Below are 25088 nucleotides of genomic sequence, written 5' to 3'. Positions count from 1 at the left end.
GGTAATGTTATGGCGATCGTATCCAATACCGTCGATTATTTAGATGGCGAAACCTTGTTAGAGGGCTTTTTTGCTTATGACGATGCCATAGAAGGTGTCCGGCCGGTAGTGCTTATACATCATGCCTGGGGCGGGCGGGACGAATTTGTCGCCAACAAGGCCGTCAAGTTAGCGGAGATGGGTTATTTGGGTTTCGCCACCGATATGTACGGTAAAGGTATACGCGGCAACTCGGCGGAAGAAAACAGCCGATTGATGGCTCCTTTCATGGAAGATCGCGCCAAGCTGCAACAGCGTCTGCTGGCGGCATTGAATACGGTCAAATTAATGCCGTGGGCAGACAACGGCAAAATCGCCGCGATGGGCTTTTGTTTCGGGGGATTGTGTGCACTCGATTTGGCCCGCACCGGCGCCGACATACGCGGGGTTATCGCCTTTCACGGCTTGTTTGTGGCGCCGGAAAATATTCCGGAACCCAAAATCAAAGCCAAAGTGTTGGCCTTGCACGGTCATGATGACCCTATGGTGCCGCCCGAACAGGTTTTGGCCTTGCAAACCGAATTGACTGCAGCGGCTGCCGACTGGCAGATCCATGTTTACGGCAACACGATGCATGCTTTTACCAATCCGGTTGCCAACGACCCAAGCTTCGGTACCGTCTATCAGCCGGCCGCGGACCGGCGGTCCTGGCGGGCGATGCAGAACTTCTTCGAAGAGATATTTGCCTGAGCAGATTCTTCGGCATTTGCTATAATTACGCGCTCTTAAAACACTTCGCTAGCACTAAACGGATGTAATGCTAGAGGCTTTCCCATCCGGCCAGAACGCTAGGATGAATTGAAACCACGGAACATGTCAGACTTCGCCAAAGAAATTATTCCCGTTCATCTTGAGGATGAAATGAAACAATCCTACCTCGATTACGCGATGAGCGTAATCGTCGGTAGAGCGCTTCCCGACGTTCGTGATGGCTTAAAACCGGTGCACCGGCGCGTGTTGTACGCGATGAGCGAACTGGGTAACGATTGGAACAAGCCGTATAAAAAATCGGCTCGTGTGGTCGGTGACGTCATCGGTAAGTATCATCCGCATGGCGATACGGCGGTTTACGACACCATCGTCCGGATGGCGCAACCGTTCTCGTTGCGCTATATGCTGATCGACGGCCAAGGCAACTTCGGTTCGGTCGATGGCGATTCGCCGGCGGCAATGCGTTACACCGAAGTGCGCATGTCGAAAATCGCGCATGAATTACTGGCCGATATCGATAAGGAAACCGTCGATTTTGCCCCTAACTACGACGAGTCGGAATCCGAACCGACTGTCATGCCTACCCGCATTCCGACTCTGCTAATCAACGGTTCGTCAGGTATCGCGGTCGGTATGGCCACCAATATCCCTCCGCATAATTTGGGCGAAGTCGTCAGCGCCTGTTTGGCATTAATCGGCAATGGTGAGCTGACCATTCAGGAATTGATGCAAATCGTACCCGGACCGGATTTTCCGACTTCCGGCATTATCAACGGTGCGGACGGCATCTACGAAGCCTATTCCAGCGGCCGTGGGCGGATTTATTTGCGCGCGCGCTGCCATTTCGAAGAGATCGGCGACGGCGGCCGGCAAGCGATTATCGCGACCGAACTGCCCTATCAGGTCAACAAAGCCCGTTTGTTGGAAAAAATCGCCGAATTGGTCAAGGACGGCAAGCTGGAGGGCATTTCCGGTTTGCGTGACGAGTCGGATAAGGATGGCATGCGCATGGTCGTCGAGTTGCGCCGCGGCGAAGTGCCGGATGTGGTGCTGAACAACCTGTACAAACAAACGCAAATGCAGACGGTGTTCGGCATCAATATGGTGGCCTTGTATGACGGCCGGCCGCATTGCATGAATTTGAAAGAGATTCTGCTGGCTTTTATCGATCATCGCCGAGAAATCGTCACCCGTAGAACCATTTACAACTTGCGCAAGGCGCGGGAAAGGGCGCATATCCTGGAAGGCTTGGCCGTAGCCTTGGCCAATATCGACGAGATGATCGAGCTGATCAAGACCTCGCCGAACCCGCAAGAAGCCAGAACCGGTTTATTGGCTAGAACTTGGAATGCCGGCCTCGTCGCCAGTCTGTTGGATAGAGCCGATGCCGACCGCTCCCGTCCGGAAGACTTGATGCCTGAGTTCGGTTTGCATGACGGTAGTTACCGTTTGTCGGAAGCCCAAGCACAGGCAATCTTGGATTTGCGTCTGCACCGCTTGACCGGTTTGGAGCAAGAAAAAATAGTTAATGAGTACAAAGAGCTGCTTGAGATGATCGACGAGTATTTGCATATACTCGGTAGTGACGACCGTTTGATGGAAGTCATCAAAGAAGAACTGGAAGAGATTAAAGACCAGTACGAAGATCCGCGTCGCACGGAAATCATTCAGGACTATTCCAATCTATCGGCCGAGGACTTAATCACCGAGGAAGATATGGTGGTCACCATGTCGCATGAGGGCTATGTCAAGACTCAGCCGCTGGGCGACTACAGGGCGCAGCGCCGCGGCGGTCGAGGCAAGTCCGCGGCCGCTACCAAGGATAACGATTTTATCGACAAGCTGATCATTGCCAATACCCATGACACGATTTTGTGCTTCTCATCGCGAGGGAAGGTCTACTGGCTGAAAGTCTACGAATTGCCGGTCGCGAGTCGGGCTTCGCGCGGTAAACCGTTCGTGAATCTGTTGCCATTGGAAGAGGGCGAGAAAATCAATGCGATGCTGCCGGTACGCGAGTACGGCGAAGATAAATTCGTCTTCATGGCCACCGCGTCCGGCACGGTGAAGAAAACGCCGCTGACCGAATTTGCTTATCAGCTGGCTAAAGGTAAAATTGCCATCGATTTGCGTGAAAACGATACGCTGGTCGGCGTCGCTTTGACCGACGGCCGGCAAAACGTACTGTTATTCAGCAGCGACGGGAAGGCGGTGTGCTTTAACGAAACCGATGTGCGCCCGATGGGAAGAACGGCGGCCGGGGTGCGCGGTATTCGTTTGCAGGAAGGCGCTAGAGTGATTTCGCTGATTATTTCGGCGGAAGGCACGGTTCTGAATATCACCGAAAACGGCTACGGCAAGCGCACCCGGCTTGAAGAGTTCACCCAGCATAAGCGGGGCGGTCAAGGCCTGATTGCGATTCAGACTTCGGAGCGCAACGGCGCGGTGGTCGGCGCGGTATTGGTTAACGATAATGACGAGATCATGTTGATCACCGACGCCGGTACTCTGGTTAGAACTCGCGTCAAAGAAATTTCCGTCGTAGGGAGAAACACCCAGGGCGTTACCGTCATTCGCTTGGATAAGGATGAAAAAGTGGTCGGTGTCGATCGCATCGAAGGTTTGGACGACGAAGCGGACGACGAAAACGATTTATCAAGTGATGAAGCCGATTCCGGCGGAGAAGAATAATGGCAAGGATTTACAATTTTAGTGCCGGCCCGTCGATGTTGCCGGAAGCCGTATTGCGGAAAGCGCAACAAGAAATGCTCGATTGGCAAGGCACCGGGATGTCGGTGATGGAAATGAGTCACCGCGGCAAGGCGTTTATGTCGATTGCCGAGACCATGAAAAACGACCTGATCGAGCTTATGGCGGTTCCGAGCAACTACCAGGTTCTGTTCCTACAGGGCGGTGCCACCGCGCAATTTGCGATGATTCCGCAAAACATATTGAACGGTAAGCGCAAGGCTTGCTATGTCAATACCGGTGCCTGGTCAAGCAAGGCCGTCGAAGAAGCGAGCAAGTACTGCGAGGTGGGTATCGCTGCCAGCTCCAAGGATACCGCGTTTACGACAATCCCAAGTGAAGAGCATTGGGCTGTCGACACCGATGCGGCCTATCTGCACTATACCTCCAACGAAACTATACATGGCGTCGAATTCAACGATATTCCCGACTCAAAAGGTTTGCCTTTGGTTTGCGATATGTCCTCCAATATCTTGTCGCGCCCGGTCGATGTCAGTCGTTACGGTTTAATTTATGCCGGTACGCAAAAAAATATGGGGCCGTCGGGTGTTACCGTGGTTATCGTCCGCGACGATTTAATCGGTTTGGCGCCGAAATCGGTTCCGTCGGTATTCGATTATGCCCAACAAGTCAAAAACGATTCCATGTTGAATACGCCAGCCACTTATAACTGGTATTTATTGGGTTTGGTGCTGCAGTGGCTGAAAGCCGAAGGCGGCATTGCGGCTATTGAACGGCGCAACATCGTTAAAGCCGAGAAACTGTATCAAGCAATCGATCAATCCAGTCTCTACAGTAATCCGGTTGCTAAAGAATGCCGTTCGCGCATGAATGTGCCGTTTGTATTGGCTAACCCGGAATTAGACAAAGAATTTCTAGCTTCTGCCGAAAAAAACGGTCTAAGTACGCTGAAAGGCCATCGGTCGGTTGGTGGCATGCGCGCCAGTATTTATAATGCGATGCCGGAAGCCGGAGTCGATGCTTTGATCGAATTCATGGCTGAATTCGAACGCACTCATTAATCCGGCATGGCGGAAATTATCCCTTTGCCGGAGTTGCGGGCTCGTATCGACGAGCTCGATCGGCATATCCTCAGCTTGATCAATCAGCGGGCGCAATGCGCCATCGAAGTAGCGCGTACCAAGCAAGCCGAAGGCGAAACCGGCAGTTTTTACCGTCCGGACCGCGAAGCCGAGGTCTTGCGCCGTATTAAAGAATTGAATTCGGGGCCCTTGAGCGACGATACCGCTGCCCATTTGTTTCGCGAGGTAATGTCCGCCTGTTTGGCGCTGGAAAAGCCGTTGGATGTGGCATTTTTAGGGCCGGAGGGTACGTTTACCCAGCAAGCGACTTACAAACATTTCGGGCATGCAGTCAACGGCATTCCTGTATCGACCATTCATGGAATATTTCAATCCGTCGAAACCGGACATTGCCAATTTGGCGTGGTGCCGGTCGAAAATTCGACCGAGGGCGTTATTGCGCATACCTTGGATAGATTCATCGATAGTCCGCTTAAGATATGCGGCGAAGTAGAGATTCGGGTGCATCAGAATCTGCTGGGTAAAATGGATTCCTTACTTGGAATCAACGAAATATTTTCACACCAGCAATCCCTTGCCCAATGCAGGCAGTGGCTGAATACCTATTTGCCGGGTGTTCAATGTACGGCGGTCAGTAGCAACGCGGAAGCCGCGCGATTGGCTTCCTTAGATCACAGCAAGGCCGCTATCGCCGGTTTGATGGCTGCGGAATTATATGATTTGAACGTCATCGAGAAACATATCGAGGATGAAGCCAATAATACCACGCGCTTTATAGTCATCGGTAATCAGCAACCATTGTCGACAGGCCTGGACAAAACCTCGATATTGGTTTCCACCGGCAATCAATCCGGCGCCCTGCATAAGATACTCGCGCCTTTTGCCCAATACGGCATCAGTATGACCCACATCGAATCGCGTCCGTCCAGACAAGGTCTGTGGGAATATGTATTTTTTATCGATATCGAAGGACATTGCGACGATCCAGCCGTCGGCAAAGCGCTGCAAGTGCTGCAAGACAGTGTTAAGATGTTGAAAATATTGGGTTCGTATCCAAAAGCCGTCATTTAATTTTTCATGAATAATTTTTTAGAGCTTGCCACCGCCGGCGTACAACAATTGATGCCTTATGTACCGGGAAAACCGGCTGAGGAATTGCAGCGCGAGTTGGGGTTGAACGAAGTCGTCAAATTGGCTTCCAATGAAAACCCGCTCGGTACCGGCAAGAAAGTGGCCGAAGCCATTCAACATACAATGGCTGAGTTGACGCGTTATCCGGACGGCAGCGGCTTCGCATTGAAATCGGCATTGTCGGCTAGGCTGAGCGTGGCCGCCGAGCAAATTACTTTAGGCAACGGTTCCAGCGAAATACTGGAATTGGTCATGCGTACTTTTGTGACACCCGAGCATGAGATCGTATTTTCTCAACACGCTTTTGCCTTGTATCCGATTTTGACTCAGGCGGTAGGAGCAAAAGCCGTCGTCGTACCGGCGAAAGATTTCGGTCACGATTTAAAGGCGATGCTGGCCGCGCTCAGTCCTAAGACTCGGGTGGTATTTATTGCCAATCCGAACAATCCGACCGGTACCTTGTTGCCGCAAGACGAATTGGAAAGCTTTGTCGCTGCTTTGCCCGCTCACGTTCTTTGTGTGTTGGACGAGGCTTATTATGAATTCGTCGACCCGGCGGTCAGAACGGAATCGTTGGCTTGGCCGGACAAGTATCCGAATCTCGTGATTACGCGGACCTTTTCCAAAGCCTATGGCTTGGCCGGTTTGCGCATCGGGTTCGGCATTTCCTCGTTCGATGTGGCCGACCTGTTAAACCGCGTCAGGCAACCCTTTAACAGCAATATGCTGGCGTTGGCTGCGGCTGAAGCGGCATTAAGCGACCACGATTATTTGGCGCAAACGATTTCGGCCAACAACGCCGGCATGGCACAGTTGACGGCGGCGTTCGAAGACTTGGGGCTGGAATGGATTCCGTCGTCGGCTAACTTCGTATCGGTCGACATTAAGCGCGACGCATTGCCGGTTTACGAGGCGCTGTTGAAAAAAGGCGTCATCGTGCGACCGGTGGCCAATTACGAAATGCCTCGGCATTTGCGGATCAGTATTGGTACCCAACGCGAAAATCGGATATTTATCACCGCGTTAGGCGAGGTATTGCGTGGTGTTTGAGCGCTTATGCATTATCGGGACCGGCCTAATCGGCGGTTCGGTCGCCCGGGCTGCGCGCGACCGGGGGCTGTGTCGGAACATCGTGGCCTATGGGCGCGAAAAAAACTTGCCTAATCTGCAAAAAGCCAAGCAATTAGGCGTTATCGACGCGTTTTATAACGATATCGGTGAGGCTCTGGCTGGTGCCGATTTGGTGATCGTTGCAACGCCGGTCGGCACCATGAAAAGCATATTTGAGCAACTCAAGCCGTATTGGAATAAGGACGCGATTTATACCGATGCCGGCAGCACTAAAGCGAGTGTGGTGGCGGCAATCAAGGCCGTATTCGGCCATGTGCCTGCCAACTTTGTCCCGGCCCATCCGATTGCGGGCGCCGAGCGTAGCGGTGTTGAAGCGGCTAAGGCCGATTTGTTTCAAAATCGCCGCTTGATCATCACGCCCTTGGCGGAGACCGATCCGCTAGCAGTCGCTAAAATCACCGAGTTTTGGGAGCGAATCGGCTCCAGTGTCGCGCGTATGAGTGTGGAACACCACGATACCGTATTGGCGGCGACTAGTCATTTGCCTCACGTTTTGGCTTTTGCCCTGGTGGGGCTGTTGGGGCGCAAAGACGAACAGCGCGAAATTTTTCAATATGCCGCCGGCGGTTTTAAGGATTTCAGCCGTATTGCTTCCAGCGACCCGACCATGTGGTTGGATATTTGTCTGGCCAATAAGCATGAACTGATTCCGCTGATTCAACAGTTTAAAGACGAATTGAGCCATATCGAGCAATTACTGGCGGGCGATCAGGTCCAACAACTGTTCGATACCTTTACCTATGCCAGAGAAGCACGGCAACGATTTCTCGATACTTTTGACGATCAATAAGAAAATTACTATGTCACAATCCATTACTTTTCAGGTTCAACCTGGCGGACGTTTGCGCGGTGAAATTCGCGTGCCCGGCGATAAGTCTATGTCGCACCGTTCGATCATGTTGGGTTCAATCGCCGACGGTGTTACTCATGTGCGCGGCTTTTTGAATGCCGAAGACGCCATGTCCACGCTGGAAGCCTTCCGTGCGATGGGCGTCCAAATCGAAGGACCGGAGAACGGCGAAGTCACGATACACGGTGTCGGCAAACACGGCTTGAAAGCGCCGGAAAAACCTTTGTATTTGGGTAATTCCGGTACCTCCATGCGCTTGTTGAGCGGTCTTTTGGCGGGTCAGGCTTTCGATTGCACCTTGACCGGCGATAAGTCCTTGGAATCTCGCCCGATGAAGCGGGTCACTCAGCCGTTGGCGCAAATGGGTGCCGTGATCGAGACCCAGTCGGACGGCACCGCGCCTCTGCATATCAAGGGTCAAGCCGGCAAATTGCAAGGCATGCATTACGATATGCCGATCGCCAGCGCCCAGGTCAAATCATGCCTATTGTTGGCCGGCATGTACGCCGAAGGCGAAACCAGCGTCACCGAGCCGGCCCCGACCCGCGATCATACCGAGCGCATGTTGAACGGTTTCGGTTATCCGATCGTACGCGAAGGCAGTACCGCGAAAATCAACAATCAAGGCAGATTGACCGCGACCGAAATCGACGTGCCCAGCGATATTTCGTCGGCGGCTTTTTTCTTGGTCGGCGCCAGCATCGCACCTGAATCGGATGTAACCTTGATACACGTGGGCATTAATCCTACCCGTACCGGCGTGATCGATATTTTGCGTTTGATGGGCGGGAACATCGAGTTGTTGAATGAACGCGAAGTCGGCGGCGAGCCGGTGGCCGATATTCGGGTGCGTTCCGCCCAATTGAAGGGAATTAATATTCCGGAAGAATTGGTGCCGCTGGCAATCGACGAGTTTCCGGTATTGTTTGTCGCCGCAGCCTGCGCCGAAGGCCGAACCGTGTTAACCGGCGCCAAGGAATTGCGCGTCAAAGAATCCGACCGTATTCAAGTCATGGCGGACGGACTGCAAGTTCTCGGTGTCGACGCCGAGGCGACCGAAGACGGCATGGTGATTCAAGGCGGAGGCAATATCGGCGGCGGAGAAGTTGATTCTCATGGCGATCATCGTATCGCGATGTCGTTTTCGATTGCCGGTCTGCGCGCAAGCGCGCCGATAACGATCAAGGATTGCGCCAACGTCAATACCTCTTTCAAAGAGTTTCCGGAGTTGGCGGCGCAATTGGGCTTGAAACTAAACATGCTTTGAATATGCACGTTCCTATATTGACTATAGATGGTCCCAGCGGGGCCGGTAAAGGTACCGTCAGCCGGGCTGTTGCCAAACTTCTGAACTGGAATTATCTGGACAGCGGTTCGATTTATCGGTCGTTGGCGATTGCCGTTTTGCAAGCGGGCGTGGCGCTGGAAAATGTGGCCGATATCGCAAGCGTCGCCGAAAACATGCAGCTGGAATTTGATTGTGGCGACGAGCTGGTCGTTAGATTGAACGGTATCGACATCACCGGTCAACTGGGGACCGAAACCACAGGAAAAGTCGCGTCGGTGGTGGCGGCTTATCCCGAGGTCAGAGCGGTATTGTTGCAAAAACAAAAGGATTTTCGGCAAGCGCCGGGATTAGTGGCGGACGGTCGCGACATGGGTAGCGTGGTTTTTCCCGACGCAAAATTCAAGGTATATTTGACGGCCAGCGCCGAAGAGCGGGCTAGTCGAAGATATAAGCAGTTGATCGAGAAGGGAATCGATGCTAACCTTATGCAGATTACCCGAGAGATTGAAGAGCGCGACCGGCGAGATAGCCAACGGGCGACGGCTCCGTTAACAGTGCCGGAAGGCGCGACTTATATTGATTCCTCAAGTCTAAGCATCCGGCAAGTGATCGAAGCGGTAATGGATTTGGTTCGCAGGAACTGATTTTTGGCGGTCGCCGTACGGCGGCTTTTTTTAATTTTATTGATAAACAAAAGCTTGTTTGAGTTTTAACAAGTTTGGGAAAGTAAAAAAATGAGCGAAAGCTTTGCAGAGTTATTAGAAGAGAGTTTTGCCAAGACTGAAATGCGTCCTGGTGCCATGTTAACGGGGACTGTCATCGATATCGAAAACGAGTTCGTTATCGTCAGCACTCATGCCAAATCGGAAGGCGTGATTCCGAAATGGCAGTTTTTGAATGCGGATGGCGATCTGGAAGTCAACGTCGGCGATGAAATCGAAGTGGCGCTCGATATGTTTGAGGACGGTTTGGGTTCGACTCTGCTTTCCCGCGATAAAGCCAAGAAGAGCAAAGCCTGGACAGAGCTGGAAAAGGCCTACGAAACACAAGAAACCGTTATTGGCCGCATCAACGGCAAAGTGCGTGGTGGTTTCACCGTGGCGGTTGGTGCACTGCGTGCGTTCCTGCCGGGTTCTTTGGTTGACGTACGTCCTATTCGCGATACTCAGTTCCTGGAAAACCGCGATCTGGAATTCAAAGTCATCAAAATTGACCAAAAACGCAATAACGTTGTGTTGTCCCGTCGTGCGGTAGTCGAAAGCGAGTACAGCGCTGAGCGTGAAGAGTTGGTCAAAACACTGCAAGAAGGCGCTATCGTCACCGGTATCGTCAAGAATCTCACCGATTACGGCGCATTTATCGATTTGGGCGGCGTCGACGGCTTGCTGCATATCACCGACATGGCATGGCGCCGCGTACGTCATCCGTCCGAGTGCGTAGAGATCGGTCAGGAAGTTAAAGTCAAGGTTCTGAAATTCGATAAAGAAAAAACTCGCGTATCGCTGGGCATCAAGCAAATGGAAGAAGATCCATGGCAAAACATCGCCCGCCGTTACCCTGCCGGCACCCGCGTGTTCGGAAAAGTCAACAATCTGACCGATTACGGTTGTTTCGTCGAAATCGAAGAAGGGGTTGAAGGCTTGGTGCACGTGTCCGAAATGGATTGGACCAATAAAAACGTCAACCCTGCCAAAGTCGTTCAATTGGGTGATGAAGTCGAAGTCATGGTATTGGAAATCGACGAAGATCGCCGCCGCATTTCACTGGGCATGAAACAATGCCGTTCTAACCCATGGGACGAATTCGCCGCGACTCACAACAAAGGCGACAAAATCAGCGGCAAAATCAAGTCCATCACCGACTTCGGTATCTTCATCGGTCTGGACGGCGGTATCGACGGTCTGGTTCATATGTCCGATATCTCTTGGAACGAGAACGACGAAGAAGCCATTCGCGCCTATAAAAAAGGCGACGAGGTCGAAACCGTTATTTTGGCTGTCGATCCGGAGCGTGAGCGCATCTCGTTGGGTATCAAACAACTGGAACAGGATCCCTTCCAAAACTACATCGCTTTGAATGAAAAAGGCAGCATCGTTAAAGGCATCGTCAAGGAAGCCGATGCGAAAGGTGCTGTGATCACATTGGCCGACAATGTCGAAGGTTATTTGAAGGCTTCCGAAATCCAGCGCGACCGTGTCGAAGATGCTCGTACCTTGTTGAAAGAAGGTGATGAAATAGAAGCCAAATTTGTCGGTGTCGATAAAAAAACCAAATCCATTTCTTTGTCTATCAAGGCTAAGGACGCTGACGAAGAGTCCAGTGCGATTAAAGATTACTCCCAACAACCTGCGGCTACCGCGACATTGGGCGATATCTTTAAACAAATGGACAAATAAATACGTTCTAGGGTGGTGTGCCACACCGCCCTTTTTCGATTATTAACTCAGGGTTTGATGTGACAAAATCAGAATTGATCGAGGCGTTGGCGCGCAAACAGCCGCATCTGCCTCTTAAAGACGTTGAGTTGGCTGTTAGATGTATGGTCGATCACTTGAGCGATACTTTAGCAAGTGGCGAGCGGATCGAAATTCGCGGGTTTGGTAGCTTTTCTTTGCATCATCGTGCCGCGCGGATGGGCAGAAACCCAAAAACCGGTGAATCGGTTTCGTTGACGGAAAAACACGTACCGCATTTTAAACCTGGAAAAGAATTACGCGACATAGTCGATGCTTCCAGAGAAAAGTACAAAATAGTCGATTGAATTATCGATATCAACACATCATGGAGTCGGGCAATATCGGTGTTGTATTTAAGCGACGCATTGCCTGTCTCTTTGACTGTTTCTAGCTTAAAATTGCGACTTGAAAATTGTCTTGTAAGTCGTGATTATTCATCATCCTTTTCATTTTGATCCCAGTTACGGTTACGATCTTGAGCGACTGTTAGCGGTTATGCCTCCCCCGGCCCCGGCAGACTTTGAGGGGTTTTGGTCGGCGCGCTACAAAAAGGCGCTGTTGCAGCATCCAGAGTTTGAACGTTTTATTTCAGGCTCATATGCAGGCTACAGAATTTTTGATATCCGTTACCGCTCAACAGACGGGTTTAATATCGGTGGCTGGCTATTGGAGCCGAAACATGACGCCGTCGATCGGTGTATAGTGGTCGGTCATGGTTATGGCGGAAGGGATCAGCCGGATTACCATTTCCATATGCCCGGAACCGCTTTTCTATTTCCCTGTTTTCGCGGGATTTCGCGTAGTCGGTGTGCGCGAGTATCGGACCAACCGCGTCTACACGTAGTACATGGAATCGAAAACCCGGAGCACTACATCATAGGCGGCTGCGTTGATGATTTATGGTTGGCGGTTACCATTATGTTGGAACTGTATCCTAATACCGCGGGTCGGATTGGTTATATGGGAATTAGTTTTGGAGGCGGAATTGGCGCTTTGGCCATACCCTGGGACGAACGCATACAGCGTGCTCATTTGAACGTGCCGACCTTTGGGCATCAGGCACTGCGATTGATGCTTCCGACTGCCGGGAGCGGTGCCGCGGTGACGCAATATGTGGATGAACACGGTCATATTCCGATAACCTTGTCCTATTATGATGCGGCGATTGCTGCTACCTTTGCAACACAGTCCGTGCATATCGCCGCTGCCTTGTTCGATCCGGTGGTGGCGCCGCCTGGTCAATTCGCTGTTTATAATGCCTGGTCCGGTCCAAAATCGTTATTTGTGCTTGATGCCGGACATTTTGAATATTCCGGGCAAGATGAACAAAACCAACAGCTGTTACGCGAACTGAGACGATTTTTCGGAGAGTCGACTAATTAGTTATGAATCGAGAATACCATCATTGGCATAGCGCTCATTTGGAGCGCAATATGGAATTCCTGGTGTATGGCCACGCGGGAGCCAAGGTGTTGATATTTCCGACTCGCGACGGGCGCTTCTACGAATATGAAGATCTCAGAATAGTTGATACCTTAAGAGACAAAATCGAAGCCGGTCTGTTACAACTATTTTGCGTCGATAGTGTCGACCACGAATCGTTTTATTGTTTTTGGTGCAGGCCGGAGGATAGAATTCAGCGTCATATCAGGTTTGAGAAATATATCCTGAATGAGGTGGTGCCGTTCATGGATGCCAAAAACTCTCACCCATGCACCATAGTACACGGGTGTAGCTTAGGTGCTTATCATGCGGCGAATATCGCCTTCAGACATCCGCATCGTTTTCAAAAGCTAGTGGCGTTTTCAGGCCGTTTTGACCTAACGCTGGAGGTAGAACATTTCAAAGATTTGTTCGACGGACATTACGATGAAAATATTTACTTTCACACGCCAAATCATTTCCTACCGAATTTAAGCTGCACGACGCAATTGAACCATATACGCAACATGGAGATCACATTCACTATTGGCAAAGAAGATCCTTTTTTGCAAAATAATAGAGAACTCAGCCATATACTAATAGAAAAACGTATACGCCATGCGATGTATGAATGGAATGGACGCGCTCATCAAGGTCATTACTGGCGTCAGATGGCGCGCCTTTATCTTTAATCCCCTCAGTCAAGAAGCAAGGGAAGCGTTCAATTTTTAACTCCCCCCTCGATGATTAAACGCATATTTATTGTTTTATTCTTTGCCTCTCTATTATTGGGCGGTTTATTTGGTATTAAGTTTTATCAAATTCAACAGGCGATCAGTCAAATAAAACCGCCGCCTCCGGCTGTGATTGCCGCCACTAAGGTAATTCAAGAGCAATGGACGGCTTCGTTGTCGGCCGTTGGCAGCTTAACGGCGGTCGCGGGTGTGGAAGTCAGTAGCGAGGTGCCCGGAAAGATCAAAAAGTTACATTTCGATTCGGGTCAATCGGTTAAAAAAGGCCAATTATTGGTCGAACTCGATGCGGATACGGATAAAGCGGAATTGAAAGGTCTGCAAGCAGAGCTGCAATTGGCCAGGTCACAATTGCAACGCAGCGAGAAAATGATCGGAAAGAAATACGTATCGCAAGCCGATTATGACCAGCAAAAAGCGATGTTGGAACAGGCTCAAGCAGCGGTGGAAGCCAAACAAGCTCGCATCGACAAGAAGTATATACGTGCGCCATTCAGCGGCGAGCTGGGAATACGCAGAGTGAGTTTAGGCTGGTATTTGAAGGAAGGCGAATCTATGGTCAGTCTACAGCAATTGGATCCAATCAATCTGGATTTCACCTTGCCGGAACGCCAATTAAAAACAATCGTTAACAATCAGACGGTAACAGCAACAGTACAAGCGTATCCCAACGAGATCTTTACCGGCCGTATTATCGCGATCGATCCAGCTATAGAAGACAATACCCGCGCCGTGCATGTACGTGCCAGGCTCGATAACAAGGATAAGCGTCTGCGTCCCGGTATGTTTGTCCAAGTAAGGATCGACTCGAGTGACACATTGTCGGTATTGACGCTGCCGGATACGGCCATCACTTATAATCCTTATGGTAATTCCGTATTTGTAATTGAAGCATCGAATGACAGTTTGCTTGTGCAAAGCCGGCAAGTAGTTACGGGACAAAGTCGAGAGGGCCGAGTCGAGATAGTCAGTGGACTTGAGGCGGGGGACAGGGTGGTCAGCGCCGGTCAAATTAAATTACGCAATGGTATGGCGGTGGCCATCGATAGTCAGGCAGCCCCCGGTGAACGGGGGACGAAGCAATGAAATTTACTGATTTATTCATTCATCGTCCAGTCTTGGCTAGCGTGGTCAGTTTGCTGATACTGCTGTTGGGCCTTAGGGCGATCACGGTATTAGAGCTGCGGCAATATCCGGAAACCGAAAACACGGTGGTGACGGTTTCCACCTCCTATCCGGGCGCTAACAGCGAATTGGTCAAAGGATTCATTACTAATCCACTGCAACAAGCCATTGCCGAAGCGGACGGTATCGACTATTTGTCTTCCATCAGCCAACAGGGCAGTTCGGCAATTGAAGCTCACATGCGCTTAAATTACGATCCGAATGCGGCTGTCGCCGAAATTCAAGCGAAGGTGGCGAGCCAGCGGAATGTGTTGCCGGCTGAGGCGGAGGATCCGGTGATTACCTCGCAAACCGGCGAGACCACCTCGCTGATGTATATCGCCCTGTACAGCGATACCCTTAAAGCGGCTCAACTCAGCGATTATATGCTGCGGGTGATACAACCCAAGATTCAGGCGGTACCGGGCGTTGGTAAAGCCAAGGTGCTCGGTAACAAAACCTTTGCGATGCGCGTTTGGCTGGAACCCGAACGCATGGCGGCGCTCGGCGTTACTGCGGCCGATATTAATCAAGTACTCAAGGCGAACAATTATCTGGCGGGCGTCGGCGGCACCAAGGGCGATTTTGTCAAGATCGATTTAAGCGCGACGACCGATGCGATTAACGAAGAACAATTCAAACATCTGGTCGTAAGCAATCGCGGCGGTACCTTAGTGAGATTGCAAGACATAGCGACTATTGAATTAGGCAGCGAGGACTACGATGCCGTGAATTGGTACAAGGGTAAAATGGCCATTTTTATGGGCATAGAACAAGCCCCCGGCGCCAATCCGTTAACGGTGGCCAAATCCGTCAAGGTACTGCTGAAAGAAATAGAGCGAGATCTGCCGGATGCCATGCACGTCTTACTGCCTTATGACGCCAGCCAATTTATCGAAGACTCGATTAATGAGGTCATTCGGACCTTGGTCGAAGCGGTATTGATTGTTTTAGTGGTGATTTTTTTAACCTTAGGCTCGCTTCGTGCCGCATTGGTGCCGGCGGTCACTGTGCCGCTTTCGTTGATTGGCGGCGCGTTTCTTATGTTGCTGATGGGGTTTTCGGTCAATTTGCTGACGATGTTGGCTTTGGTTTTGGCGATTGGATTGGTGGTCGACGATGCCATCGTGATGGTCGAAAACATCCATCGACATATCGAGGAAGGCCAACCCCGAATGCAGGCGGCAATATTAGGTGCGCGCGAATTAGGCTTGCCGGTGATTGCAATGACCACCACGTTGATTGCGGTTTACGCGCCTATCGGTTTTATGGGCGGTTTGGTCGGCACCTTGTTTACCGAATTCGCATTTTCGTTGGCTGGAGCGGTATTGGTTTCCGGCGTGGTGGCGTTGACTTTATCGCCGATGATGAGCTCAAGAGTACTCGCCGAAGCCGGGCATCCGGGGCGTTTTGAACTCTTGGTAGAACGTATTTTCAGCGGCTTAGCGAATTATTATCAACGTTTGTTGCATAAAATACTGGAGTATCCTGCAGCCATTGCGGTGTTTGCTTTAATGGTATTGATCAGTATTTATTTTATGTTCATGCTCTCGAATAAAGAACTGGCGCCGACTGAAGACCAAAGCATCCTGTTTGCCATCGCGACTGCGCCGCAAACCGCAACCTTGCAATACAACGAAACCTATTCGCGTGAGTTGATCAAGCAATTCGAGTCCATTCCGGAATATAAGGAAAGCTTTTTGATCATGGGATTTGGCGGTGATACCAGCCGCGTTTTCAGCGGTTTCAAATTACCGTCGACTTTCGAACGGGAGCGATCCCAATCCGATATTCAACCCGAGTTGCAAGCGAAAGTCGGGCAAATTGCCGGCTTTCAAACCGCCGTCGTTCCGCGTCCGAGTTTGCCGGGATCCGGAGGCGGGTTGCCGTTGCAATTCGTCATCGTGACCGACGCCGAATACACTGCATTGGACCAAGTGGCGGACGAATTGATCGGCAAAGCCATGCAAAGCGGGAAATTTGCGTTTTTGAACAAAGATGTCAGCTTCGATCGGCCGCAAACCACCTTGGTCATAAATCGTGATCGCGCCGCCGATTTAGGCATCGATATGCAAGAGATCGGGCGCAACTTGGCAACCTTACTCGGCGGTCAATACGTAAACCGGTTTAGTTTGCAAGGCCGCAGCTATAAGGTGATCCCGCAAGTCGATGATTTATCGCGCATGGACATTAGCAAACTGGATAACTATTATTTGCGCGCGGCATCGGGCGGGCAGGTGCCTCTGTCGTCGCTGGTGGCGCTGAAAGACTCGGTCGAGCCGAGCAAGCGAACCCAGTTTCAACAGCTCAATAGCCTCACGGTTAATGGCATGATGATTCCCGGCGTGGGGCTGGGCGATGCGATGGATTATTTGGAAAATCTTTCCGGCGAGATTTTTCCTCGCGGTTTCAGTTATGACTATACCGGCGCTTCGCGGCAGTATGCGCAGCAGGGTAGCGCGCTGATTCTCACCTTTTTCATGGCTTTGCTGATCATATATTTAGTATTGTCGGCACAATTCGAAAGTTGGCGCGATCCGCTGATCATTCTAATTTCAGTACCGTTGTCGATAGCTAGCGCCTTGGCTTTTATTATGTTGGGTTTCGCATCGGTCAATATTTACACCCAGGTTGGTTTGATCACCCTGATAGGCTTGATTGCGAAAAACGGTATATTGATCGTCGAATTTGCCAATCAATTGCAAGTTCGAGAAAAATTGGACAAATTCACGGCTGTGGAGCAGGCTGCCACGATACGTTTGCGGCCTATTTTGATGACCACCGTATCGATGATCGTTGCTATGGTGCCGCTGTTGCTGGCGTCCGGTCCCGGCGCGGCCAGCCGTTTCGACATCGGCTTGGTCATTGCGACCGGCTTAGGTATCGGGACGTTGTTTACTCTGTTCGTGGTGCCGGCGTTTTATGTACTTTTGGCGCGCGATCGCCATATTCCATGAGCGCCGGTGTTAATGCGGCACCGCAAATGTAGGTCGCTTCCGTTTCGCGAATAGAGTCGCGGTTTAATACGGCGTTGCAAATTCGATCCGCTTATCGTCTGACCCCGTACGCGATAAAAGTAGCGCATCATTGACTATAAAAAATTTAAGCGTAACATTGCCGCCGCGTTGTTCATCTAGCGGCGATACGCGGCGGCGGTTTTGATAAAACCATTCAACGTGGAATGTTCGTGTAAAAACTCTGAATTGGAATTGGTCTTCTATGAACATAAAAAATATCATTTTCACATTGCTTATTTTATTTGCGGGCTCGGTGTATGCTGATAATTCGAGCGAATCGGGCATAGGTAAGGATTATCGGGCTTTAATGCTGCCTTCCGATGCTTCCGACGAGGCTTTCGGCCCAGTTCAAGCCGAAGGTTTTCAGGAAGGCGTTGGTGATTCTTTTGGCAATGAACTGACTAATAATCCTTACGAGTCCGAATCGCCGTTGATTCCAACCGATCCGTACGGCAGCCCGTCCTTAGACAATACCGGCAGAGAATATTGATTGGACTTCATTTGGTTATTCGTTAACGGTTCGAAGTATTTCTTGAGCAACGCCGCGTCAAGCGGCGTACGTATCGGAAAAAGGAACAATCCGGAATTTTAAAAAACGTTCTGTTCTTTCTTTCGAGTACGATGCGAGCCGAGCTATCCCTTTTTCTTTCCCAATGAGGCGGTGTATCGTTACCCGAAACTACATCAGCGTCGCTGGACTTCTGTCTGATTGCTAGCTTCCGTAGTCGTTTCGCCGCTTTTTATATGCGCCGTGTCCGGGAATTGTAGGCGCGCGCCCAAGATGGCCGCATTGTTGCTGAATATCGCCCATAGCGCTTGCCCCGGCTCAATACCCATGTCTTCAACGCTATGCTCAGTCATAGTAACCGCAAGTATTTCTCCGCCAGGTAATAAAACCTTGACTTCCGCGTTCAGGCCGTCCTGTTGAATTCTAAGTACCCGGCATGGAAGATGATTGCTGGCTATGAAACGCTCATGGTCGGCTTCCGTCGTCAACGTAATATCACTATCGTTGATCAACAATAAAGCGTCAAGGCCGACGCTCAAGCCAGTCGATTCGATTGCCGTTAAAGGCACAGTGACATTAATTTTTTCACCGCCTTTTAAAGTTAAGGTTACTTCGGCATGTACTTTACCGATTTGAATAGCGCTTATATTGCCGAATAATTGGTTGCGTGCACTGGTTTTAACGACCAAGCGCTGTAATAGCAGCAAGGTGTCCGGATCCGCGATGAGACTCTGGTTCAATTCGGCCAGAAACTGCTTATGTTGCTTTTCTAATCGAGTGAACAACTTTAACAATGCATGGCCGGCGTCGGTTAAATGAGTACCTCCGCCTTTACTGCCGCCGGTGGCCGTGCTGACCAATACCTTAGGCGCTCCATTGTTGGCGCGTTCTATGATCTGCCATGCGCCTTTATAACTTAAGCCAACTTGCTTTGCGGCACGATTAATCGAGCCTGTTTGGGCTATAGCCGTTAACAGGGCAATCATGCGGCCGTCCAACGTGCCGGCCAGTCTTATTTCACCCTCGACCCATTCTGACGAGACGTTTTTACCAAATTTTTGCGGCATTTTGTTATCTAGATTTCGGTCTGATTCGGAACTTTGCGCATTTTAAACCTATTAGTCGACACGGTGACGAGAGAAAACGAAGCTACAGAATAAAGACAAATAATTACAAGAAATATAGGGGTATTGTTTCTTGCTTGGCAATAATTTATTAGCTTAATTCATTATTTACTTTTGTACATAACGAATTAAACTAAGGCCGTACTTTAGACGGCATTCGATTCTTAATACCGGATGATGTGTTCCATATGTATTTATAACGGGAAATTAGATGGCCAGACAGCAAGCAATAGGAATCACTACCAAATTTGCATTCAATCTTGTAATTGCCGGTAGCTTATCGATATCGGTTAACGAAATATCGGAAGCTGCGGAAAAGAAAAGTTATACTGCCCCACCTTTTGGCTCATTTTCCAGTCAAATGTCGGATGCATTGCTAGGTGGCGGTAAATATGAAAAGCCCGTCTGGAACTTGCACGACGCCATAAATTTACCGAAATGGTTGGACTTATCGATCGAGCAGCGCACGCGCTACGAAACTATGGACGGCCAGTTCATAAAGGGACGCACGGGCGGCAATCAGCAAATTCCCTTGCAAACCGACGTCTTCTTACAAGCACATTTGGGCAAATTCAGATTCGGCACGGAATTTTTAGACGCACGGGCGGCGGATGAAAGCGATTATGTCAATAATACGCAAGTCGACACGGCGGATTTTATACAAGGCTACTTGGCTTGGGCCGATCAGAATGTCTTTTATAGCGGTCTTGGAGCCGAAGTCATCGCGGGCCGGCAAACCTTGAATTTAGGCAGCCGCCGCTTGGTAGCGCGGAATGTGTTTCGAAATACGATTAACAGCTTCACCGGTGTCCGTTTAAGATTGGTCGATTACGAAAAATGGCAATTTAACGGATTTGTCACGATGCCGGTACTTCGTCTTCCGGCCGAACCCGAGAAAATACTGGACGGCGTCCACGAGTGGGACGAGGAAGATACCCATACCTGGTTTTCCGGCGGTATTTTGGAAATAAACGACCTGTACAAAGGCGTCAATTCCGAGGTGTATTTGTACTACCTTAACGAAGGCGATACATTGGATCGTCCAACGCGTAATCGGCGATACTTTACACCCGGTATGCGATTTTTTCTAAAACCCAAAGTGTCTCAATACGACTTTCAATTGGAAACCATTGGCCAGTTAGGTACGATTCAAGCAAGTAACACAAATACTACCGAGCTGGATCAAGAGGCTTGGTATGTGCATCTCGATGTCGGTTACACTTTTGATGTGCCATGGAAGCCCCGTCTTGCTTTGGAATACGATTATGCGAGCGGAGACGAGAACCCTAACGACGACAAGAACCAACGGTTCGATACCTTGTACGGCGCTCGTCGTTTCGAATTCGGCCCGACCGGTATCTACGGTGCGTTCGCCCGCAGTAACATCAATACACCCGGCCTGGCGGTCAAATTCGCTCCGCGCTCCGATCTCACGTTCAATGCCAATTATCGCGCGTTCTGGCTGGCCGCGGATAAGGATGCTTGGGTGACCGCCAATTTGCGCGATCCGACAGGCAATACGGCTGACCACATCGGTGAGCAACTGGAAATGAGCGCGCGTTGGAATTTCAATAGCAGCTTGAATTTCGAAACCGGTTGGGCACATTTATTCAAAGGCGCATTCGCCAAAGAGGCTCCGGGTGCGCCGCCACCGGAGGATGTCGACTATTTCTATGTGGAAAGCATGCTGCGGTTTTAATCGAACGGAATGTTGATCATTTAAGGTATCTAATGTCAGAAAAAATCCAAATGATCCCTGTCCGACCTGATAGAAAGAACTGGCCTAACGTGTTTGTTAGTGGCGCCGTGATTGGTACACTGGGTGGACTAATCGGTCTGGGTGGTGCTGAATTCCGATTGCCGTTACTGATTGGCCTGTTCGGTTTCGGTTCGCTGGAAGCAGTGGTTTTGAACAAAGTTATGAGTATGATTGTGGTTGCGTCGGCGTTACCTTTCCGTGCCGGCACCGTTCCGATTATGCAACTTATCGAACATTGGCCGGTGATCTTGAATCTACTGGCGGGCAGTCTGCTAGGTGCTTGGGCAGGCGCAAGTTGGGCAACCCGATTACGTAGCGAAACCCTATATCGGATCATTGCCGTGTTGCTGCTAACGATTGCCTTGGTACTCGCTTTCGGCCATCAATCAAGCAGTATTCACCAGCCCATCTTGACCGGAAGTGCTCTAGTGATTGCCGGTGTCGCTGCAGGTTTGGGTATCGGAGTGGTCGCCTCTTTATTAGGCGTGGCAGGCGGCGAGTTGCTGGTTCCGACATTAATGTTGTTGTTCGGAGCGGACATCAAACTGGCCGGGAGTTTGTCATTGTTCATTAGCCTACCGACGATGCTGACCGGCATCGCCCGTTACAGCAAAGATCAGCGCTTTATCACGGTTAAGCATTATCGTGATTTCGTGCTGATCATGGCGACCGGTTCTCTGCTTGGAAGTTATGTGGGCGGCCAACTGGTCGGTATCGTTTCGGCCGGCCCCTTATTGTCATTGTTGTCGTTGATCTTGCTGATTTCGGCAGTGAAGGTATGGCGGCACGCAAAGCCTGACGAAACCCAAAGAACTCTCTGAGCAACATCAAATTGTCATTATTTTAATCTATTACTCAATTACTACCTTAGAGGTGTTTTATGTTTAATCATCGCTTGTTTCGTTTGACCATCTCGGCCGGCTTGGTCTTATTTAGTCAGTTGGTTTTCGCGGAAACGGTATTAGTGGCTGTCGCCTCTAATTTTACAAAGCCGATGACCGAAATCGCCGAGTCTTTCCATAAAGACACCGGTCATACCGCCAAGCTGTCCTTCGGCTCTTCCGGCAAGATCGTTTCGCAATTGGAAAACGGCGCGCCGTTCGAGGTATTTTTGTCGGCCGACGACGTCAAGCCGGCCAATCTGGAACAACAAGGTTTGACGGTAGCCGGCAGCCGCTTTACTTATGCCTTGGGTACTTTGGTGCTGTGGTCGGCTAAACCCGGCTATGTCGATGATCAAGGGCAAATCCTCAGTAAAGGCGGTTTTCAACATTTAGCCATCGCTAACCCAAAGCTGGCGCCTTACGGCGAAGCCGCCGTGGAAACGATGAAGAATCTTGGCGTACAAGATCAATTAAAGCCATTGCTGGTAGAAGGCGACAACATTTCCCAAACCCATCAATTCATCAGCACAGGCAACGCCGAACTGGGTTTCGTGGCCTTATCGCAAGTGATCTCGGATGGCAAGATCGCGGAAGGCTCGGGTTGGATCGTTCCGGCGTCCTTCCATCAGCCTATTCGCCAGGATGCCGTGTTGATGAAAACCGGCGAGGAAAATCCCGCCGCGCCGGCGTTGCTGGATTACCTAAAATCCGCCTCGGCTAAAGCGACAATCCGGAAATACGGCTACGGCTTGGCCCAATAAACTATGTTAAACGCTTCCGATATCGCCACATTGTGGCTGACTTTTAAGGTAGCCAGTCTGGCGACCGGCATCATGTTGGTTATCGGTACGCCGCTGGCCTGGTGGTTAGCTCGCACCACCTCGCGCTGGAAAGGTATTTGTAATGCACTGGTGGCCTTGCCGTTAGTGTTGCCGCCGACCGTATTGGGCTTTTATTTGTTGGTGATGATGGGGCCGAACGGCCCTATCGGCAAGCTGACTAGCGAATTGGGACTGGGAACATTGCCTTTCACTTTCGCCGGATTGGTAGTAGCCTCGGTGTTTTATTCGCTGCCATTCGTCGTCCAACCCCTGCAAGCCTCGTTCAGCGCAATCGGCGACCTGCCTTTGGAAGCCGCGGCAACCTTGCGGGCGAGTCCTCTGGATACTTTTTTTAGCGTCGTTATTCCGCTGGCCAAGCCCGGTTTCATGACAGGGGCTATTTTGGGTTTTGCTCACACGGTCGGCGAATTCGGTGTCGTGCTGATGGTAGGCGGCAATATACCCGATAGAACGCGGGTGGTGTCGGTACAAATATACAATCACGTAGAAGCATTGGAATACGACCAAGCCCACTGGCTGGCAGGCGGCTTGCTGGCATTTTCCTTTACCGTATTGCTGGTAATGTATACCGCCTTAAAAACTCAGCCTGTAGCCCATACTTTGAAATGATGACACCGATTAACGCCCGTTTTCGCCTCCGCTACGGGGCTTTTCAACTGAATGCCGATCTGCGGTTGCCCGGCGCCGGCATCACCGTGTTGTTCGGTCCGTCCGGATCCGGCAAAACTACACTGCTACGTTGCGTAGCCGGGCTGGAGAAGGCGCCGGAAGGTTTTCTAGCACTTAACGGCGACGTCTGGCAGGACAGCGATCGCGGGATATTTCTACCGGCTCATAAACGTTCCTTGGGCTATGTATTTCAGGAAGCCAATCTGTTTCCGCACCTGACGGTTAAAGGCAATTTAGAATTCGGCATCAAACGTGCCGGCAATTCTCGAAACAATGATTTGCAGCATATCTTGGAATTGCTCGGAATCGGACATCTATTGGATCGGACACCGGATCGATTGTCCGGCGGCGAAAGGCAACGGGTTGCCATAGCCAGAGCGCTAGCATTGAACCCGAAAATCTTGTTAATGGATGAACCTCTGGCCGCGCTGGATTTCAAGCGCAAGCAGGAAATTCTGCCTTATTTGAACCAATTGCATCGGGAACTACATATACCGGTGCTTTACGTGACGCATTCGCAGCAGGAAGCGGCGCAATTGGCCGACCATTTGGTCATACTGAACGAGAACGGCGTCGTGGCGTCCGGTCCCGTATCTGAAACCTTGAGCCGGCTTGATGTGCCGTTGGCTCAAGACCGGGATGCGTCGACCGTCTGGCAGGTAAGCGTTTGCGGACATGAAGCCGAATACCATTTAACACATGTCGAATTCGACAGTGCTATAATCAGCCTGCCGAGTCTAGTAGGCGAAATCGGTGTTTCCATCAGGCTGCAAATATTCGCCCGCGATGTGAGTATCACCCTACAGGCGCCCGCCGCTACGAGCATACTGAATGTTTTACCCGCCAGAATTACCGGTATGATCGATGATGACAGCGGTCACAGTGTAATCGGACTGCGAGTCGGTACTCACCCCCTTTTGGCCCATATCACGCAAAAATCCAAAACATTGTTGCAATTACAGCCCGGGATGTCGGTTTATGTGCAAATCAAAGGCACGTCCATCTTGAATTAACCCCCCACCTCAAAAAGGAGATAACACATGAAAGCAAGTGCACGTAATCAATTCACCGGTACCATCAAGGACGTGATCATCGGTGCGGTCAATGCCGAAGTGCATGTCACATTGAAAGGCGGCGATACCATCGCCGCCAACGTCACCAAAGAAGCCGTTGACGATTTGGGCCTGAAAGCCGGCATGGATGTCATTGCTATGGTTAAAGCGCCGCAAATCATCATCGTTACCGATTTCGGCGGCTATAAACTCTCGGCTCGCAATCAGCTGAGCGGAACGATCACCGAAGTCAAACCGGGCGCGGTTAACTCTGAAATCGATATCGAGCTAACCGGCGGAGATACGATTGCCGCCACCATAACCAACGACAGTGTTGCAAGCTTAGGCTTGGCCAAAGGCAAGTCCGCAACCGCGGCGTTTAAAGCCGGTGCGGTGATATTGGCTATAGCCGGTTAATCAACCCAATCTGTGCTCGGCCGTCAACCGGTCTGGGATTTGCGGCCGAGTTCAACTATAGACGGAGGTTGTCGTGTTGTT

22 protein-coding genes are annotated in these 25088 nt (G+C 50.7%); 21 read left to right on the top strand and 1 reads right to left on the bottom strand.

Features of this window, described 5'->3' with window-relative positions:
• The first annotated feature begins 9 nt into the window (after nucleotides 1–9).
• From ACW73I_RS11605 to ACW73I_RS11535, 15 genes are all read left to right on the top strand, one after another.
• Nucleotides 10–729 (top strand): dienelactone hydrolase family protein, encoded by a 720-nt coding sequence (locus ACW73I_RS11605; RefSeq protein WP_458029505.1) that lies wholly within the window; start codon nucleotides 10–12, stop codon nucleotides 727–729.
• A gap of 123 nt (nucleotides 730–852) precedes the next feature.
• Nucleotides 853–3441 (top strand): DNA gyrase subunit A, encoded by a 2589-nt coding sequence (gene gyrA, locus ACW73I_RS11600; RefSeq protein WP_458029504.1) that lies wholly within the window; start codon nucleotides 853–855, stop codon nucleotides 3439–3441.
• A complete protein-coding gene (serC, locus tag ACW73I_RS11595) occupies nucleotides 3441–4520 on the top strand; it encodes a 3-phosphoserine/phosphohydroxythreonine transaminase (protein WP_458029503.1) in 1080 nt (359 codons plus the stop codon). The genes gyrA and serC overlap by 1 nt, the downstream gene beginning before the upstream one ends.
• Before the next feature lie 6 nt (nucleotides 4521–4526).
• Entirely contained in the window at nucleotides 4527–5612 is a 1086-nt protein-coding gene (gene pheA, locus ACW73I_RS11590) for a prephenate dehydratase (protein ID WP_458029502.1), read from the top strand.
• Nucleotides 5613–5618: 6 nt separating this feature from the next.
• Entirely contained in the window at nucleotides 5619–6722 is a 1104-nt protein-coding gene (gene hisC / locus ACW73I_RS11585) for a histidinol-phosphate transaminase (RefSeq protein WP_458029501.1), read from the top strand.
• Nucleotides 6715–7593 carry a prephenate dehydrogenase gene (locus tag ACW73I_RS11580; protein WP_458029578.1) on the top strand — a complete coding sequence of 293 codons (879 nt, stop codon included), beginning with the start codon at nucleotides 6715–6717 and terminating at the stop codon, nucleotides 7591–7593. The genes hisC and ACW73I_RS11580 overlap by 8 nt, the downstream gene beginning before the upstream one ends.
• Nucleotides 7594–7603: 10 nt before the next feature.
• Nucleotides 7604–8920: a 3-phosphoshikimate 1-carboxyvinyltransferase gene (gene aroA / locus ACW73I_RS11575; RefSeq protein WP_458029500.1), complete on the top strand. Its 1317-nt coding sequence runs from the start codon at nucleotides 7604–7606 to the stop codon at nucleotides 8918–8920.
• Between the two features lie 2 nt (nucleotides 8921–8922).
• Nucleotides 8923–9585 (top strand): (d)CMP kinase, encoded by a 663-nt coding sequence (cmk, locus tag ACW73I_RS11570; RefSeq protein WP_458029498.1) that lies wholly within the window; start codon nucleotides 8923–8925, stop codon nucleotides 9583–9585.
• A gap of 90 nt (nucleotides 9586–9675) precedes the next feature.
• The gene (rpsA, locus tag ACW73I_RS11565) at nucleotides 9676–11337 is read left to right on the top strand and encodes a 30S ribosomal protein S1 (RefSeq protein WP_458029497.1); all 1662 of its coding nucleotides are present in this window, start codon (nucleotides 9676–9678) and stop codon (nucleotides 11335–11337) included.
• 59 nt (nucleotides 11338–11396) lie between these two features.
• Nucleotides 11397–11702: an integration host factor subunit beta gene (locus tag ACW73I_RS11560; RefSeq protein ID WP_458029496.1), complete on the top strand. Its 306-nt coding sequence runs from the start codon at nucleotides 11397–11399 to the stop codon at nucleotides 11700–11702.
• 190 nt (nucleotides 11703–11892) lie between these two features.
• Nucleotides 11893–12780: an acetylxylan esterase gene (locus tag ACW73I_RS11555; protein WP_458029495.1), complete on the top strand. Its 888-nt coding sequence runs from the start codon at nucleotides 11893–11895 to the stop codon at nucleotides 12778–12780.
• A gap of 2 nt (nucleotides 12781–12782) precedes the next feature.
• Nucleotides 12783–13511 carry an esterase family protein gene (locus ACW73I_RS11550; protein ID WP_458029494.1) on the top strand — a complete coding sequence of 243 codons (729 nt, stop codon included), beginning with the start codon at nucleotides 12783–12785 and terminating at the stop codon, nucleotides 13509–13511.
• A gap of 51 nt (nucleotides 13512–13562) precedes the next feature.
• Nucleotides 13563–14657 carry an efflux RND transporter periplasmic adaptor subunit gene (locus ACW73I_RS11545; protein ID WP_458029493.1) on the top strand — a complete coding sequence of 365 codons (1095 nt, stop codon included), beginning with the start codon at nucleotides 13563–13565 and terminating at the stop codon, nucleotides 14655–14657.
• A complete protein-coding gene (locus tag ACW73I_RS11540; RefSeq protein WP_458029492.1) occupies nucleotides 14654–17692 on the top strand; it encodes an efflux RND transporter permease subunit in 3039 nt (1012 codons plus the stop codon). Before ACW73I_RS11545 ends, ACW73I_RS11540 begins: the two co-directional genes overlap by 4 nt.
• Nucleotides 17693–17954: 262 nt before the next feature.
• Entirely contained in the window at nucleotides 17955–18242 is a 288-nt protein-coding gene (locus ACW73I_RS11535) for a hypothetical protein (RefSeq protein ID WP_458029491.1), read from the top strand.
• A gap of 194 nt (nucleotides 18243–18436) precedes the next feature.
• On the opposite strand, the gene ACW73I_RS11530 is transcribed toward ACW73I_RS11535, so the two are convergent.
• Complete coding sequence (locus ACW73I_RS11530) at nucleotides 18437–19327, bottom strand: TOBE domain-containing protein (RefSeq protein ID WP_458029490.1); 891 nt, start codon at nucleotides 19325–19327, stop codon at nucleotides 18437–18439.
• Nucleotides 19328–19595: 268 nt separating this feature from the next.
• Between ACW73I_RS11530 and ACW73I_RS11525 the strand changes: the two genes are divergently transcribed.
• The 6 genes from ACW73I_RS11525 to ACW73I_RS11500 are packed head-to-tail and all read left to right on the top strand — an operon-like array spanning nucleotide 19596 to nucleotide 25007.
• A complete protein-coding gene (locus tag ACW73I_RS11525) occupies nucleotides 19596–21083 on the top strand; it encodes an alginate export family protein (RefSeq protein ID WP_458029489.1) in 1488 nt (495 codons plus the stop codon).
• Between the two features lie 32 nt (nucleotides 21084–21115).
• Nucleotides 21116–21964: a sulfite exporter TauE/SafE family protein gene (locus tag ACW73I_RS11520; protein WP_458029488.1), complete on the top strand. Its 849-nt coding sequence runs from the start codon at nucleotides 21116–21118 to the stop codon at nucleotides 21962–21964.
• 59 nt (nucleotides 21965–22023) lie between these two features.
• Complete coding sequence (gene modA / locus ACW73I_RS11515) at nucleotides 22024–22788, top strand: molybdate ABC transporter substrate-binding protein (protein ID WP_458029487.1); 765 nt, start codon at nucleotides 22024–22026, stop codon at nucleotides 22786–22788.
• Between the two features lie 3 nt (nucleotides 22789–22791).
• Complete coding sequence (gene modB, locus ACW73I_RS11510; RefSeq protein WP_458029486.1) at nucleotides 22792–23478, top strand: molybdate ABC transporter permease subunit; 687 nt, start codon at nucleotides 22792–22794, stop codon at nucleotides 23476–23478.
• A complete protein-coding gene (gene modC / locus ACW73I_RS11505) occupies nucleotides 23478–24551 on the top strand; it encodes a molybdenum ABC transporter ATP-binding protein (protein ID WP_458029577.1) in 1074 nt (357 codons plus the stop codon). The genes modB and modC overlap by 1 nt, the downstream gene beginning before the upstream one ends.
• Before the next feature lie 27 nt (nucleotides 24552–24578).
• Entirely contained in the window at nucleotides 24579–25007 is a 429-nt protein-coding gene (locus ACW73I_RS11500) for a TOBE domain-containing protein (protein ID WP_458029485.1), read from the top strand.
• The last annotated feature ends 81 nt before the right edge of the window (nucleotides 25008–25088 follow it).

The sequence above is a fragment of the Methylomonas sp. MgM2 genome, assembly GCF_054172045.1.
The sequence above is the reverse complement of the archived record's forward strand: the minus strand, read 5'-3'. Positions and strand labels throughout refer to the sequence as shown.

Coding starts and splice junctions, on each gene's coding strand:
- ACW73I_RS11605 (WP_458029505.1), top strand. CDS start 10: ATGGCGATCGTATCCAATACCGTCGATTATTTAGATGGCGAAACCTTG.
- gyrA (WP_458029504.1), top strand. CDS start 853: ATGTCAGACTTCGCCAAAGAAATTATTCCCGTTCATCTTGAGGATGAA.
- serC (WP_458029503.1), top strand. CDS start 3,441: ATGGCAAGGATTTACAATTTTAGTGCCGGCCCGTCGATGTTGCCGGAA.
- pheA (WP_458029502.1), top strand. CDS start 4,527: ATGGCGGAAATTATCCCTTTGCCGGAGTTGCGGGCTCGTATCGACGAG.
- hisC (WP_458029501.1), top strand. CDS start 5,619: ATGAATAATTTTTTAGAGCTTGCCACCGCCGGCGTACAACAATTGATG.
- aroA (WP_458029500.1), top strand. CDS start 7,604: ATGTCACAATCCATTACTTTTCAGGTTCAACCTGGCGGACGTTTGCGC.
- cmk (WP_458029498.1), top strand. CDS start 8,923: ATGCACGTTCCTATATTGACTATAGATGGTCCCAGCGGGGCCGGTAAA.
- rpsA (WP_458029497.1), top strand. CDS start 9,676: ATGAGCGAAAGCTTTGCAGAGTTATTAGAAGAGAGTTTTGCCAAGACT.
- ACW73I_RS11555 (WP_458029495.1), top strand. CDS start 11,893: ATGCCTCCCCCGGCCCCGGCAGACTTTGAGGGGTTTTGGTCGGCGCGC.
- ACW73I_RS11550 (WP_458029494.1), top strand. CDS start 12,783: ATGAATCGAGAATACCATCATTGGCATAGCGCTCATTTGGAGCGCAAT.
- ACW73I_RS11545 (WP_458029493.1), top strand. CDS start 13,563: ATGATTAAACGCATATTTATTGTTTTATTCTTTGCCTCTCTATTATTG.
- ACW73I_RS11540 (WP_458029492.1), top strand. CDS start 14,654: ATGAAATTTACTGATTTATTCATTCATCGTCCAGTCTTGGCTAGCGTG.
- ACW73I_RS11535 (WP_458029491.1), top strand. CDS start 17,955: ATGAACATAAAAAATATCATTTTCACATTGCTTATTTTATTTGCGGGC.
- ACW73I_RS11530 (WP_458029490.1), bottom strand. CDS start 19,327: ATGCCGCAAAAATTTGGTAAAAACGTCTCGTCAGAATGGGTCGAGGGT.
- ACW73I_RS11525 (WP_458029489.1), top strand. CDS start 19,596: ATGGCCAGACAGCAAGCAATAGGAATCACTACCAAATTTGCATTCAAT.
- ACW73I_RS11520 (WP_458029488.1), top strand. CDS start 21,116: ATGTCAGAAAAAATCCAAATGATCCCTGTCCGACCTGATAGAAAGAAC.
- modA (WP_458029487.1), top strand. CDS start 22,024: ATGTTTAATCATCGCTTGTTTCGTTTGACCATCTCGGCCGGCTTGGTC.
- modB (WP_458029486.1), top strand. CDS start 22,792: ATGTTAAACGCTTCCGATATCGCCACATTGTGGCTGACTTTTAAGGTA.
- modC (WP_458029577.1), top strand. CDS start 23,478: ATGACACCGATTAACGCCCGTTTTCGCCTCCGCTACGGGGCTTTTCAA.
- ACW73I_RS11500 (WP_458029485.1), top strand. CDS start 24,579: ATGAAAGCAAGTGCACGTAATCAATTCACCGGTACCATCAAGGACGTG.